Source organism: uncultured Nostoc sp., assembly GCF_964247315.1.
GTDB lineage: Bacteria > Cyanobacteriota > Cyanobacteriia > Cyanobacteriales > Nostocaceae > Nostoc.
On sequence record NZ_CAXTTT010000068.1, the window covers coordinates 1 to 14,492 of the forward strand.

A 14,492-nucleotide genomic window follows, 5' to 3' on the forward strand; every position below is an offset into this window, starting at 1 on the left:
TCAAGAATCTCAGCAAATCACAGCATTTTTCTCTCACCAGAGACATAAAAGAGCGATAAATAGCATGGTAAAAATAAACTATCAGTTGATCCTTAAACTCATTCCTATCTTCTCTAGCGTCTTAATGCCTGTTTTAGCTACAGTACCATTTGTGACTTCACAAGCGATCGCACAATCTCAAGTAACTGCTAAAACCAAAGCGGATGAATTGCTGCAACAAGGACTTAAACAGTATCAACTGAGTCAATTTGTACCCGCCATCCAATCTTGGCAACAAGCACTGATAGTTTATCGAGAGTTCAAAGACCGTCGAGGAGAGGGACAAACGTTAGGAAATCTGGGGCTTGCTTATAGAAATACAGGCGAATATAGCAAAGCTATTAGTTACCAACAGCAAGCTTTGACCATTTTTCAATAACTTAAAGACCGCCAATCTGAGGGGCAGCTTTTAAGCAATTTAGGTAATGCTTATTTAGCAATAGGTGAGTATGATTTAGCGATTAAGTCTCAGCAGCAGAGCTTAACTATTGCGCGAGAAACCAAAGATCGACTTGGAGAAGGTGTTGCTTTAGGCAATTTAGGAATGGTCTATGCTGAATTGGGCAACTTTCCCCAAGCTGTTGAGTTATATCTGCAAAGTTTAGCGATCGCACGAGAAACCAAAGACCGAGAAGGTGAAGCAAGTACGCTGAACAATCTCGGAGCTGCTTACCAATCTCAAAACAACAATAGTAAAGCACTTGAAGCCTACCAACAAAGTTTAACCTTGGCGCGGGAAATCAAAAACCGCAGCATCGAACAGACAGCTTTGAGCAGCCTGGGACTGGCATACGAAAGCTTAAGCGACTATCCCAAAGCAATTGAATACCAACAGCAGAGCTTAAAGATTGCCCAAGAAATAAGCGATCGCCGAGCAGAGGGGTTAGCTTTAAATAATTTCGGACATACTTTATTTGTATCTGGCAATTTGGTTGAGGCGGAAAACAAACTCCGCCTTGCAGTCAAGGTTTTAGACTCACTAAGACAAGAATTAGACGATCGGGGCAAAGTATCAATTTTTGATACACAACTTGCAACATACAACTTACTCCAACAAATTTTAGTAGCGCAGAACAAACCCGAAGCTTCATTAGTAGCTTCTGAGCAAGGACGCGCCCGGGCTTTTGTAGAGTTAATGGAGACTAAACTTAAACCTAATTCAACCTCCCAAATCGCGCCCCTAACAATTGCTCAAATCAAACAAATCGCCAAACAGCAAAAAGCCACACTAGTTGAATATTCGATTGTTCCCGATGATTTCTTACACCAAGGTAAGCTAAAAGCCCCAGAATTAGAACTTTTAATCTGGGTGGTTAAACCTACGGGTGATGTAGCCTTGCGACGAGTTAATCTCAAGTCATTACAACAGCAAAAGACCTCGCTCCAAGAAATAGCAACTAACACTCGTAATGCCATTGATCCAGCAACAAGTAATTCTGCAAATCCGGCAGCAGTTTCTAAAGGCTTAAAGCAACTGCATAAACTCCTGATCCAACCAATTGCTGACGAGCTACCTAAAGACCCTAATGCTCGTATTGTCTTCATTCCTCAAGATTTTCTCTTATTAGTTCCTTTCACAGCATTGCAAGATACCGATGGTAAGTACTTAATTGAACAACACACAATCGTTTCTGTCCCTGCCATCCAAGTGTTGGATCTGACTAATCAGCAAAGACAACGCAGCCAAGGATTAGCAAAAGATATCTTAGTCGTAGGCAATCCTACAATGCCCAAAATAAAAGTAGGAGATCCGCCGCATGAGTTATCACAGCTACCTGGTTCAGAAGAAGAAGCTAACACAATTGCTAGTCTTTTGCAGACCAAAGCGATTACTGGCGATCGCGCCACCAAGCTAGATATTATGAAGCAGATGCCCACAGCCAGGGTGATTCATTTAGCAACCCACGGTCTACTCGATGAAGTGAAGCAATTGGGTGTTCCTGGTGCGATCGCCTTAGCTCCATCTGGTGATGATAACGGCTTTCTTACCCCTGGCGAAATCCTGAATTTGAAACTTAATGCCGAACTAGTAGTATTAAGTGCTTGTCAAACAGGTAGAGGTGAAATTACAGGAGATGGCGTCATCGGGTTATCTCGGTCTTTGCTTTCTGCTGGAGCTGCTAGTGCGATCGTCTCCTTGTGGGAAGTACCAGATGATACTACAAAAACGCTGATGTTAGAGTTTTACCGTAATTTTCCGGGTCAGACTGATAAAGCCCAAGCACTACGCCAAGCAATGCTTAAGACAATGCAACAATCCCCAGATCCTACAGATTGGGCTGGCTTCACTTTGATTGGTGAAGCTGATTAATAATTTATAAGGGTTCTCTAACGAATAAAATACACCTAATAAAATGAAATTAACAGTTAGAATCTTTTTTTTCCTGTCTCTTGAAACTAGAGAATATTGTACCTAAATGATAACCACTATAGATAATGTTAATACTATTTTCTATATAAGTTAAACCTATGTTAAATCAGCTACTAGCCGGGCATTATCAAGTACTAAAAGTCCTGGGTGCGGGGGGATTTGGACAAACTTATGTAGCTCAAGATTTTCACAGACCAGGTAATCCTAGTTGCGTTGTTAAGCATCTGAAGCCAGCTAATACCGACCCTGCCTTTTTAGAAGCAGCTAGACATTTATTTGCAAAAGAAGCAGAAGCGCTAGAACAACTTGGCCATCATCCCCAGATTCCCCGGCTTCTAGCTTATTTTGAGGAAAACCAGGAATTCTATTTAGTCCAAGAACTGATTGATGGCAACTTACTCAGTGCAGAATTGTTACCTGGTTGTCATTGGAGTGAAAGCCAAGTAGTCCAACTACTGCAAGAAATCTTAAACATTCTAGACTTTGTTCACAGCAATGGTGTTATCCATCGCGATGTCAAACCTAACAACATCATTCGCCGCCACCAGGATAATAAACTAGTTCTGGTTGATTTTGGTGTAGTTAAGCAAATAAATATGCAACTGGCTACAGCACAAAGCCAGATGAGTACCTCTGTTGTTGTAGGCACTTTTGGCTATATGCCACCTGAGCAGGTAAGAGGTAAACCTCGTTTCAGCAGTGATATTTATGCTTTAGGAATTATAGCTATCCAAGCATTAACAGGACTAAACCATCAACAATTGCAAGAGGATGCTAGAGGTGAAGTTGACTGGTACAGCTACGCTCAGGTCAGCCCTGAGTTAGCTGGTATTATCAGTAAGATGGTACGCTACCACTTTCAAGAGCGTTATGAGTCTGCTAAAGAGGTACTGGCTGCACTTGAAACCTTAATGATTCAATTTGGATATGCAACAACACAGCCAGGCTTTTACCCTCAATACTCCCATACAGAGTCAGGCAGTTGCCCTCCCACTGTACCATTATCTCAGTTTAGGCAACAATCATTAAACATAGCAGAAAATAATCCCCAGTTATCAACAGCGTCAACTTTAAATCTACCTGTTTCTCCCAACAGTTCTCAATCGGCAGGTTTTGCTAAAGCGTTCGCCCTTAGCGTTGGCGCAGCCATCGCTGTGATTAAATCTCCAATAGGAGTTACATTAGGCATTGCTACTTTTGTCAGTATATTTGGTATTTTTGCTTTTGATTGGCATAAAAATCAAAATTTATTAGCAAACGTGCAAGAGATTAAATCTTTAAAGCAAGCAAAAGAATATGAAAAATGTATAGAAAAAGGCGCTAATCTTAGTCTTGTTAGTAATAATTCATCACCGTATTTACGAGCGAAAACTGAGCTTATAAATAACTTAAATGAATGCCAAATTTTTCAAGCTAAGGCTCTAGCAGCGCAGTCTAACTTTTCTCAAGCAATTAAACAAGCTGATAAAATTCCGGTAAATCAACCTTTTTATGAATATGCTCAAAATCTCATTAATGAATGGTCTCAGAAACTTCTCACGCAAGCGACCCAAAAGTATGAGCAGTTAGGAGATGTGAATAATGCAATTCTTATGGCTAGAGAGATTCCACAAAAAAGCTCTAATTTTAAAATAACTCAAGAGTTGATTGCTAAATGGCAACAGGAATTTAATCTTAATAAAGAACTTTTGAATCTCGCACAAAGTGCATTAACTCAAAATAGATTTAATGACGCCATCACTTCAGCAAGCAAGATTGCTGTTACTCAATATTGGCGAGAAAAAAAAGAAGCAATTATTCAAGAAGCAAAATCTAAGCTCGAAGCAAATAATGCCAAAACATATTATTCTCCTAATACTACAGTTGTAAGAAGTAAACGAATAGCACCTAGAGTTACCACCGCAATCCGCAAACTAAATAACTCAAATTCAAAAACCTCATCTAGTAATTATCAACCAGTAATTAGAAAGAGAAAGTTAAAATCTCAAATTTTACATACTCCAAAACCTGCAACAATTGATAATTGTCAATCTTCCAACTCTGTTTTTGGTCAAGGTTCTAACTGTCAGAACAATTAAATGCAACAAATATAAATAAAATCTATTTCTTTACTTGATTTTTTTTGATGCTATGAAAACTAATTTTTTTATCCCATTTTTGATAACATTTGCTACTACAATCGCTCTACCTATTGGTAGCCTAGCCAAACCCAAACCTTCAAGCAAGGTGCAATACATCTGTGAGATAAAACAAGGTATTCCTATTACTTATGCACGCACTCCAACAGAAACTGTTGAGTTGATCGGCTGGCAATCTCAAGTTTTTAGTAATTCAGGTTATACGCCTGAACGACGCTGCCAAGAAGTAACAGCAAGATTCCAAAAACATTCAGATGCAGGTAATCTCAGGTTCATTACAACTGGCAAAATGAATCATCAAAACGTGATGTGCGTTGCCCAAAGCCAAGGTGGTAATTGTATATCAGATGGTTTGTTACTCACCTTTGAGCCTAAAGACGAGCCTCAGAAAGTTCTTGTAGAACTCTTTAATGTTTCAACTAGAGTCCGCAAGATCAGGCTTACTAGAGGTAAGCCAGTTTACATTGATGTAGATGAATATTTGAGCAACGCCTCCAAAACTAGACAGAGCCAACCCATAGAGGTAGAAAAACCAGTATCTCAGGATAACTGTAATGGATCGTTTTTTTGCTCTAATTGATCCTTTTTATCGAAACAGAATAAAGGCGTCAGTCGTCAGAATTCAGCATGAGTTCTGACCGAAAAAGCGGATAGCGCAGCGTTAGCGAGTCTTCTCCCAAGGGCGACCGAGCGTCTTGATTCTGACTTCTAAATTCTTCTTCAAGAAAAGTATTTAATTCAAAATCAGGCAAGCCAATTAGGAATTATAGCCAGGCATGAATTTACGTTTACTAATTCTCTTTACTTCTATGGCTGGCTTGCTAGCCATAGAAGCAGTTAATTCAAGTGTTTTCGCTCAAATAACTTCCACCAGAAAAGCACATGAAGAGTTAATTGTAAAGCAGCTACAACAGTACGCTAAGTCTATTACAGTCAAAGTGATTTCAAATGACTCTTGGGGTTCAGGAGTTATTATCCAACGGAAAGGAAAAGTTTATCTAGTACTGACTAATGAACATGTCCTATCTCGAGGAAAACAGCATCGTATTCAGGTTGCTGATCGTAGTATTTATTCAACTAGTTTACTGCCTTCAATTAGCTCTAACGATGATTTAGGGTTGATGCAATTCTATAGCCCTTCTATTGTTTATCCAGTGGCAGTTCTAAAGCAAACATCAAGATTAGAAGTAGGTAATAGGATTTTTGCCGCAGGGTTTCCCTTTGACATTAATTTGTCTAATTCGGGTAAATTCGAGTTTACTACTGGTAAAATTTCCGACTTACTCAAACAATCTTTGATTGGGGGTTATCAAATTGGCTATACCAACAATGTTAAACGCGGTATGAGTGGCGGACCATTACTTGATATTCAGGGTGAAGTCGTAGGTATCAACGGTATGCCTAAGTATCCATTATTGGGCAACCCTTATGTTTTTAAGGATGGCTTCACTGTTTCTGAAGTAAGATGGCAAGAAATGAGCCACTTGAGCTGGGCGGTACCAATACCAATGTTTCTCCATCTTTTATAAAATTTTATGTTACCAAAATTGGAAAAACTGAACCAGCGTGTTCAAGAAATTCAAAAACTGGTTGCACCTAAAGTTGATCAAAATGAGATGATGCAAACAGTTTTTCAAGAACTGGAAAATATTGCCAATCGCCTCAAAATATAGAAACCAACCTGACAAATTATTGGTAATAACTTAATTTTTGTTTAGTTATAGATGCTAGTTATCCACTTTCAACTAAGGAAAAGACGTTGATTATGAAAGCTAGTGAGGCTGTGATCGCACTCTTACATAACTAGCAACTTGGGTTAATAGACATCTGGTGTTAAATAGACCTCTTGCAAAAGTCGGTCAGGAAGATTCAGTTTGAGAGAGATGAAGCTCATAATTGTAGAGAGCAGCAATCAGATTAAACCTTAAACTAAATCTTTTTCGACGATTTCTATAGGTAAGGGACAAAATTTTAAACACCTTCAACTTTCGATTTACGTGTTCACCCAAAACTCTGATTCTGGCTAACTCTTGATTACTCTTTTTATCTTCATAACTTAACTTAGCTCCTAGTTAGCTTTTTCTTTGGAATCCGACTCTTGTTATGTAACTTTTGAATACCTTGATAACCTTTATCTCCCAAGCACTCTATGTTTCCTCTTAACCTAACTTTACTATTTTTAAATATACGAAAATCATGCTCTCTACCCTTACCATGAGCGGTACAAATGATTTTTCCATTTGCTTGGTCTACTATTACTTGTGACTTCAATGTATGCTGTTTCTTTTTGCCACTGTCAAACTTTTTTTGTTTTTTTTAGGACGTTCTATTGGACTTTCTGTCAGATCAATTACTACGACCTCTAACTGATAATTAGAAGTAGTAAGTTTTTTCTTCCCTGGCAGCGTGAACGCCCTAGATTTAGCGAGTGTATCTTCTATTTTTCGGATAATTCGGTATGCCGTAGACTCGTTTACTCCCCAAGACTGCCCAATATGAAAGTAAGTTCGGTATTCTCCGGAGGCGGAGCGTCTCCGGCTTTGCTCCAATATTCCAATGTCATCAACAATTGGTCTTCCAAGCAAAGCTTACCTGGTCGTCCTGTTTTTTGTTTTGCTAGGCTGTGCGATCCCACAGCCTCTAACATCTGCTTGAAAGTCTCCGGACGTACACCACACAAGCGTTTAAAGTCTTCTGGCTTCAGGCTCTTTACTTGTTCGTAGGTCATAGATGCTACCTAACTCTAACTTACTTGTCTCACGCATCTAGGACTTTTGCAAGAGGTCTAATATGCGTTATTCAGAATCCTTGCAAAGACCCGTTAGTGCAGCGGGACAAAGTTCAATTTCGCGTCTCTACATCTTTTACACTAGATGTGTAATTACTAATTACAGATTGTCAATAGTCCAAATGGTTAAAAAATTTTGACTATTGACGAAGAAGAAACGGAGAGGGAAGATGTGGTGAGCGAAAAAGATTCAGTAACGCTGTAAAAGAATTATCTGTGTCTCCATGTTTTTACGTCCCCACATCCCCGCATCAGAGTATCTTTTTCATTCTCTGGCCTAACTTAAATTTGACCGCCAAAGGCAGGCTTTACTTTGCGGTCAAATCTTTCCCCCAAGTCGTCAGCAATTGTTAAGGTATTAGGTTTGCAGCGCTTGACATTCACAATAATTCCCTGCGCTCCTTCGAGTTCCAAATCTTCTATGTATCCTTTGCTTGCTAATGTTGCATCAGAAGAACTTAGAAATGGCCCAAAGTAATACGTGCAACGAGGATTCTGTGTCACAATCTCTACCCACCAAGCCAAGCCGATGTAGTCGAATGTGTTAATTAACACTTCCTTGAGGTTATGCCAAATGGTTTTCATGGTTTTCGCTAATTTATAAACGTCTACAGGGTGTTAAACGATATGCTGCCTTATTATCTGTTACATTTCTTTATACTCTGTTACTGATATTTTTTCAAAGAGATTTTTTGTAATTTATCTAAGTGCAGCGTATTTAGCGAGCGCTGGCGATAAATCTCATAAAGCGCCATACCCGCTGCTACAGAAGCATTCAGGCTGGGAGTCTTACCTTGTAGAGGAATCGATACTAAAAAATCACAGGAGCGTTGAGTTAGCATACTCAGACCTTCACCTTCTGAGCCGATTACCAAAACGATTGGGCCGGTAAAATTGACTATATGCAAAGGTTCGCTGCCACTTGCAGCAGTACCGTAAATCCAAAAGCCAGCTTCTTTCAATTCTTCTAAGGAACGGCTGAGGTTGACAACTCTAGCTACAGCAAAATTTTCTAAAGCCCCTGCTGCCACTTTCATAACAGTGGAAGTGATTCCAGATGCCCTTCTTTGAGGAATTACCAATCCTTGAGCGCCTATTGCTTCGGCAGTGCGGATAATTGCTCCTAAGTTGTGGGGATCGGTAATTCCGTCAGCCACAACAATTACAGCATCGGTTACAGATTTACACTGCTCAATTAGATCGGGCAATTCGATGTAAGCGTAGGGAGCAATTTGTGCTGCCACACCTTGGTGATTAGCCCCATTCGTGAGATGGTCTAAACGCTTGGGTTCAACCTCATCAATAACTGTGCCATTTTCCTTTGCTTGCAAGAGAAAATGGTGAAAGCTGGGATCGTATCGCAGACGGGTAGTAATCCAGAGACGATTAAGATTGCGTTGATTTTGCAATGCACTCAATACTGGATGACGACCGTAGATGAGATCGCTATCTTCTTCTTCTATCGCTTGTGTAGATACAGATGCCTCAGAGAAGTTGCTATTTCGTTGTCGGTAATTCCCAGAAATGGGGTTACTATCTATTTTTCTGGGATTGCGATTCTGATTAACAACAGAGATAATGTTGCCATCTACTTTTCTGGGATTGCGAGTCGGATTAGCAGCAGAGATGGGGTTGCTATCTATTTTTCTCGGTTTACTAGTTGGATTAGTAACAGAGAGGGGGTTGCTATCTATTTTTCTCGGTTTACTAGTTGGATTAGTAACAACATGCTTACCTTTAATTTTTACGGGTTGTCCCCGATTTGGTTCGCTAGAAGTCTTGAATTTTTTGGGTTTATCCTGCATTTGAGTTATGGATATAGCGTATGGTTGAGCGTTCCGATTACCTCAATTTTTTGAATTTAATCTAGTGTTGTAGCTACTGCGAAATTGAGTTTTCACTCTTTTTCTAGATGAAGTATTTGCAACAGTTCGGTTAGACGTTGGTAATCGGTGATATATAAGTAACCTATTAAAGTTTCTAGACTAGTTGCCTGCTGATAAATTTCGGGATTAAGTCGCTTAGGGCGTCCTGTTGCGGCGTTTCTACCCCGTCGGACAATTTCTAATTCGGTATCCCTGAGATGAGGAATTAGCGATCGCAAATGTAGCGCTTGTGTTTCTGCTCTTACCTGCTCCACTACCAGACGATGGTAAATTCCTGACCGCTGCAATGGCAGCAGATAGAACATTCTAACATACAACTCATAAATTGCATCCCCCAAATATGCTAAAGCACTAGGAGAAATTTGTTGCACTTGTGAGAGGGAAATCTGTTGGAATGGCCCTGTGGTTGCCAAGAGTGCTTGAGTCCAAGATAAACTCTGTTTGGGAGTTTCATCTTGTCCATCTAATAGCTCTTCCTCCTGTGACTTCACAAATAAATCATTCCTTGACGGGCTACATTTGGCAAGCATTCTTCGCAAAGACTGATTTTTCTGAAGTATGCCATGATAGTCTACTTAGCATAATCAATACTATCAAAATTACTTTCTAATTTCATCTTTCTGATTGAGAGTTGGCATTTTAAATCACCCTGATGTCAACACCTATAAACCAAATTTCGCCTATTTATTGTGGTCTGTGCCTAAGAACGGGTGTAATTTTAGCATCAAATTCACCCTTTTACTTGCTAGCATTGCCATGCTTACTGACTGAACGACAACTTTTAACTATACAGTATCGAGTCAAGTCTATTTATAAACAAATCTGCTGGCTTTGTATTTCTTACAAATATCTCAGACTTGATTATTTATCCAATATTCTAGCCAACGATTACATACCCAAAAATTGGGTGTCTATATCTTTAGTTATTACTCAACTTTAAACATAATAGCTTAACTGGCTTTATGCCTCTCCCACAAGGAGAGAGGTTTTCTACCAGAAGTTTTAAAAATTAAGCTATCCGATATTGAATCTGGATAGCTAAATTTAACTCTCAGATCGAGCAATCAAGACTACTTGACGTTTTCTAGAGCGTCTTCAACTGATTTTTGCAGGGAGAGAAACTTCTCTAGGCGAACAAGCTTGACCGTTTGAGTTACGCGGGCATTTGTAACAATTTGCAAAGTGCCATCGGCTGTTTGAGCCTGCTTGGCTAGCTGCACCAGAGCACCCAAGCCAGAGCTATCAACAAAGTCAATTTGTGAGAGATCCAAAATAATATGCTTAGGACCCTCGTCTATCTTGCTGCCAAGTATCTTGCGAAATGTCGGCTCAGAAAAAGCATCTAACAAACCTGTGAGGCGGAATAGCTGACAGTTATCCCGGACTTCACGAGTGCCCCTCAGGCTAACGGTTAGATTCAGTGATTCAGCAATAATTCCCTCCTCATAAGTTAAAGTGAACGCTCAAGTATAGATGGTTTTTGAGCAAATTGTCTACAATCTGTTGGAATAGGGGATTGGGGATTGGGGATTGGAAAACTTTTTCCTAGTCCCTAACTAGTCCCCATTTCTCATACCCCATGTCTCATGCTCCATGCTCCATGCCCTATTACCCTATTTTTACTTCACCTCTGCCACGAGTTGACGTGCTGTTCGCATGGCTTGAACAAATTGCTCAAACAAGTAATCAGCATCGTGAGGGCCAGGACTAGCTTCTGGGTGATACTGTACGGAGAACACAGGTAGAGATTTGTGACGTACCCCGGCAATGGTGCGATCATTTAAGTTTAGGTGGCTGATTTCTACAACTGCTGTATGTAAAGAATCTGGGTCAATAGCAAAACTATGATTTTGGCTGGTAATTTCTACCCGTTGTTGTAAGCCGGCAGGCTGATTCAAACCACGATGACCAAATTTGAGTTTATAGGTTTCTGCCCCTAGTGCATGACCTAAAATCTGGTGTCCCATACAAATACCAAAGATGGGTTTTTCACTTAACAGGAGTGCTTTGGCAGTTGCAATCCCTTCAGTGACGGCAGCAGGGTCGCCAGGCCCATTAGAAAGAAACACACCATCTGGATTGTATTTGAGAATTTCCTCTGGTGGTGTATCAGCGGGTACAACAATTACCCGGCAACCATAACTTACTAAGCGACGTAAGATATTACGTTTAACGCCAAAGTCAAGGGCAACAACGGTAAAGGCTTTCTCAAGATTTTCTCTAGCCTCAGAGTTAAATTCCCAAGCTGGAATTGTGGGATCAGACCATTCATAAGCCGTTGAAGTGGTGACTTCACGAACCAGATTCAATCCTGCCATGTTCGGGGCTGCCTGTACCTGTTCTAACAATTCCGCTTCATCGAGAATGGTTGTAGAAATACCACCGTTCATCGCTCCAAACATCCGAATTTTGCGGGTGAGGGCGCGGGTATCAATGCCGTAGATCCCTGGTATTTGGTTTTGTTTGAAGTAGTCAGGTAAAGATTGTGTCGATCGCCAGTTACTTGGATGGTGACAAATATTGCGGGCGATCGCACCCCGCACTTGGGGCCCATCTGATTCTTCATCTTCTAGATTGACGCCAGTATTCCCCAATTCAGGATAGGTAAAAATCACAATCTGACCGCGGTAACTAGGGTCAGTCAAAACTTCTTGATAGCCGGTCATGCCAGTGTTGAACACCACTTCTCCGATCGCGGTTCCCGTCGCACCAAAAGACCAACCGCGATAAGTGGTTCCATCTGCTAGGACAAGTAAAGCTGGTATTGAGTCAGTCAAGGGCATAGGTGATAGAATTGGGGATTGGGCATGGGGCATTGGGGAGCCAGTGCATTGGGCGGGCAATGCCCGACTTGTTCGCTTTTAGCGTTCCCGAAGGGTAGCAAGTGGCGTCATTGGGAAAACTCTTATCGCCTATTCCCTATTCCCCACTCCCCATTGCTTAATACTGCGATTGTTAATTATCTCATGAGTTGAGCAATTGGGAGTTTTTAAGATAGTTAATTAAAATTAAAAGGGAATTAAAGTAGCGGGAGTGGATTTGACAAAGCTTGGGCAGTTAAAATTAATTATGCTTCAGTCTTTTTTATCCCGTGCAACCCTAATTTTTGTATCAAGCACTCTAGCGGTTTTGTGTGTTGCCTGTAGTGAAGACAAACTGAACACCGCTACTGGTGGCGATGAGCAACCTACGCCAATTGGGGATCTAGCACCAGTCAAGCCTAGCGTTGAACCAGTAAGACCAGCAGCTACCCCAGAAGCGCAGCCGCTAGATCCGTTTGAAAGTGAACCAAGTCTTTTTGAGATGGGACGAGACAAAGCTGTTGGCGCTTGGAGTATCAGCCAATCGGCTCAATCTCCAGATGATTGGAAATTGGTGGCGAGTCAGTACCAAGATGCGATCGCGCTGATGCAAAAAGTACGGCGACAAAGCCCAGAATTTGCGATCGCTCAAACCAAAATCACGGAATATCGCCGCCAAGTTAAATATGCCCAACAGCAAGCTAATCCTCGCCCTGTTGCAGTTAAAGTACCTCATAAAGTAGTAGTTGTTGTTCCCCACGGAGAAACTATACCAAAGTTCACCTTACCTCCACGAGAAACAAAACCGTTATCACCAGAGCCAAGTTTGCCCTCATCAGCAGTGGTGATTCCCGATGAAGCAGTATTTGCAGCCCCGATAAAAAGGCGAATTGGTGGTACGCCGATTGTGGAAGTCACCTTCAATGGCCAGCAACAATTTGAGATGATTGTGGATACGGGAGCGAGTGGTACTGTCATCACCCAAGAGATGGCCGATGCTTTGGGAATCGTCACAGTCGGAAAAGCTAAGGCAAACACCGCAAGTTCCAGAGCTGTAGAATTTCCTGTGGGCTATGTTAATTCGATGGCAGTTGGTGGGGTAATAGTGAAAAAAATACCAGTAGCGATCGCAGGTGCGGAATTAGAAACTGGACTTCTAGGACATGACTTTTTTGGCAACTACGATGTCACCATTAAGCGTAATGTCATAGAATTTCGCCCGCAATTGCGATCGCAAATCAATTCCCCAGAAACTCAACTAGCTGCTCCAACTTCGTCCAAGCTGCCCCGCTTTGTAGGATATCCTTAGCGATTTTAATTCCCTCGGCGTGATCCAGGAAAGCGATCGTACCCGCTACTTGCAGTGCCAACGACGCATTTAAGGCAACTGCATCTTGTTGTGCCTGAGTTCCTTTACCTTGGAGTACAGCCTTGAGAATTTGTGCATTCTCTTGGACATCTCCACCCCGAAGCATACCTATGGAAGCAGGCGTTAAATCCAAATCTAGGGGATTAATCGTAGTTAACTGCACTTCTCCCTCCGATAATACTGCCAAGTCGGTTAAATCTCCCAACCCCGCCTCATCAAGTTTTTCTCGCCCGTGCAGCACAATCGCCTTTTCCTTACCCAAATTTTGTAAAGCTTCGGCAACAGTTGCTAAAAGTTTAGGAGTAAATAAGCCCACTACCTGCCCAGTTGGACGCAAGGGATTTACTAACGGCCCGAGCAAATTAAAAATTGTTCGCACTTTCAAAGCCCGCCGTAATGACGCAACCGCCTTGAGTGCTGGATGCCAACCAGGGGCAAACAAGAAGGTGATCCCGACTTCTTGTAGTGCAGCTTGCACCTTTTCACTAGAGGCACTTAAGTTTACACCCAAGGCTTCCAATACGTCTGCACTTCCGGTGAGACTTGACGCGGAACGATTGCCGTGTTTGGCAACGGGTACACCAGATGCAGCAGCAACAAATGCAACTGCTGTAGAAATATTAAAGGTTGATGACCCATCTCCACCAGTGCCACAGGTATCTATTACAGTGCTAAGTGCTGAGGGCTGAGTGCTGAGTGGCGAACATTGAGATTGTAATACTTCAGCCATGCCGGTCAACTCGTCGGCAGAAATGCCTCTAAAGTTCAGCGCTGTTAATATAGCCCCTGATAATTCTGGGGGAACCGCTTCACTGAGCCAACCTTGCATCAATTCAGCAGCTTGAGTACGGGATAAAGATTGGCCATCTATTAATTGTTGCAACAGAATATACCAATTAACAGAAGATTCTTGAGCAGGGATTGGGGAAGTTGCCATAGCTAAGGTTTTTGTAGGTATGGGAGCCATCCTACCGAAAAATGAGAAAGTAGCAGCCAAGCTTGGGAAACTAAAAGCCCAACTTTTTGCTGTTCTTAGGAGTTGACATTTAAGCAATTACTTATGTATTCTATAAATAGTTAAGCGTTTGCTTAAATATATG

The 14,492-nt window shown here is 41.5% G+C and carries 14 protein-coding genes and 2 pseudogenes; 8 read left to right on the forward strand and 8 right to left on the reverse strand.

What is annotated here, in order from left to right; all coding sequences use genetic code 11:
• The 5 genes and pseudogenes from ACFE93_RS19995 to ACFE93_RS20015 all read left to right on the forward strand — a co-directional run.
• Positions 1–418: tetratricopeptide repeat protein (locus ACFE93_RS19995; RefSeq protein WP_375475487.1), on the forward strand; the 418-nt coding region annotated here is incomplete at its 5' end.
• A 36-nt stretch (positions 419–454) separates the two neighbouring features.
• A pseudogene (locus tag ACFE93_RS20000) lies at positions 455–997 on the forward strand (tetratricopeptide repeat protein); the annotation flags it as partial.
• A 57-nt stretch (positions 998–1,054) separates the two neighbouring features.
• Entirely contained in the window at positions 1,055–2,350 is a 1,296-nt protein-coding gene (locus tag ACFE93_RS20005) for a CHAT domain-containing protein (protein ID WP_375475550.1), read from the forward strand.
• A 158-nt stretch (positions 2,351–2,508) separates the two neighbouring features.
• A complete protein-coding gene (locus ACFE93_RS20010) occupies positions 2,509–4,488 on the forward strand; it encodes a protein kinase (RefSeq protein WP_375475489.1) in 1,980 nt (659 codons plus the stop codon).
• Between the two features lie 52 nt (positions 4,489–4,540).
• Positions 4,541–5,128 (forward strand): COP23 domain-containing protein, encoded by a 588-nt coding sequence (locus tag ACFE93_RS20015; RefSeq protein ID WP_375475491.1) that lies wholly within the window; start codon positions 4,541–4,543, stop codon positions 5,126–5,128.
• A 28-nt stretch (positions 5,129–5,156) separates the two neighbouring features.
• Here ACFE93_RS20015 and ACFE93_RS20020 read toward each other — a convergent pair whose 3' ends face one another.
• Positions 5,157–5,300: a hypothetical protein gene (locus ACFE93_RS20020; RefSeq protein WP_375475493.1), complete on the reverse strand. Its 144-nt coding sequence runs from the start codon at positions 5,298–5,300 to the stop codon at positions 5,157–5,159.
• Between the two features lie 24 nt (positions 5,301–5,324).
• On the opposite strand from ACFE93_RS20020, the gene ACFE93_RS20025 reads away from it, so the two are divergent.
• Both ACFE93_RS20025 and ACFE93_RS20030 read left to right on the forward strand, forming a co-directional pair.
• On the forward strand, positions 5,325–6,077 hold the full coding sequence (locus tag ACFE93_RS20025; RefSeq protein ID WP_375475495.1) for a serine protease: 753 nt from the start codon (positions 5,325–5,327) through the stop codon (positions 6,075–6,077).
• 6 nt (positions 6,078–6,083) lie between these two features.
• Positions 6,084–6,221, forward strand: a complete 138-nt coding sequence (locus ACFE93_RS20030; RefSeq protein WP_375475498.1) for a hypothetical protein — start codon at positions 6,084–6,086, stop codon at positions 6,219–6,221.
• 186 nt (positions 6,222–6,407) lie between these two features.
• On the opposite strand, the pseudogene ACFE93_RS20035 reads toward ACFE93_RS20030, so the two are convergent.
• The 6 genes and pseudogenes from ACFE93_RS20035 to carA form a co-directional block, all read right to left on the reverse strand.
• Positions 6,408–7,276 (reverse strand): annotated as a pseudogene (locus tag ACFE93_RS20035) (IS5 family transposase).
• A 342-nt stretch (positions 7,277–7,618) separates the two neighbouring features.
• Positions 7,619–7,921, reverse strand: coding sequence for a DUF1816 domain-containing protein (locus ACFE93_RS20040; protein WP_375475500.1), 303 nt, complete (start codon positions 7,919–7,921; stop codon positions 7,619–7,621).
• Between the two features lie 80 nt (positions 7,922–8,001).
• Positions 8,002–9,141: a 23S rRNA (guanosine(2251)-2'-O)-methyltransferase RlmB gene (gene rlmB / locus ACFE93_RS20045; RefSeq protein ID WP_375475502.1), complete on the reverse strand. Its 1,140-nt coding sequence runs from the start codon at positions 9,139–9,141 to the stop codon at positions 8,002–8,004.
• A 92-nt stretch (positions 9,142–9,233) separates the two neighbouring features.
• Complete coding sequence (locus tag ACFE93_RS20050) at positions 9,234–9,713, reverse strand: Mini-ribonuclease 3 (RefSeq protein WP_104907787.1); 480 nt, start codon at positions 9,711–9,713, stop codon at positions 9,234–9,236.
• 579 nt (positions 9,714–10,292) lie between these two features.
• A complete protein-coding gene (locus tag ACFE93_RS20055; RefSeq protein WP_375475553.1) occupies positions 10,293–10,658 on the reverse strand; it encodes an STAS domain-containing protein in 366 nt (121 codons plus the stop codon).
• A gap of 183 nt (positions 10,659–10,841) precedes the next feature.
• Positions 10,842–12,005, reverse strand: a complete 1,164-nt coding sequence (gene carA, locus ACFE93_RS20060; RefSeq protein ID WP_375475504.1) for a glutamine-hydrolyzing carbamoyl-phosphate synthase small subunit — start codon at positions 12,003–12,005, stop codon at positions 10,842–10,844.
• Positions 12,006–12,291: 286 nt separating this feature from the next.
• Here carA and ACFE93_RS20065 point away from each other — a divergent pair, with 286 nt between their 5' ends.
• Entirely contained in the window at positions 12,292–13,332 is a 1,041-nt protein-coding gene (locus ACFE93_RS20065; protein ID WP_375475506.1) for a TIGR02281 family clan AA aspartic protease, read from the forward strand.
• On the opposite strand, the gene trpD is transcribed toward ACFE93_RS20065, so the two are convergent.
• Positions 13,262–14,329, reverse strand: coding sequence for an anthranilate phosphoribosyltransferase (trpD, locus tag ACFE93_RS20070; protein WP_375475508.1), 1,068 nt, complete (start codon positions 14,327–14,329; stop codon positions 13,262–13,264). The genes ACFE93_RS20065 and trpD overlap by 71 nt on opposite strands.
• Between the last annotated feature and the right edge of the window lie 163 nt (positions 14,330–14,492).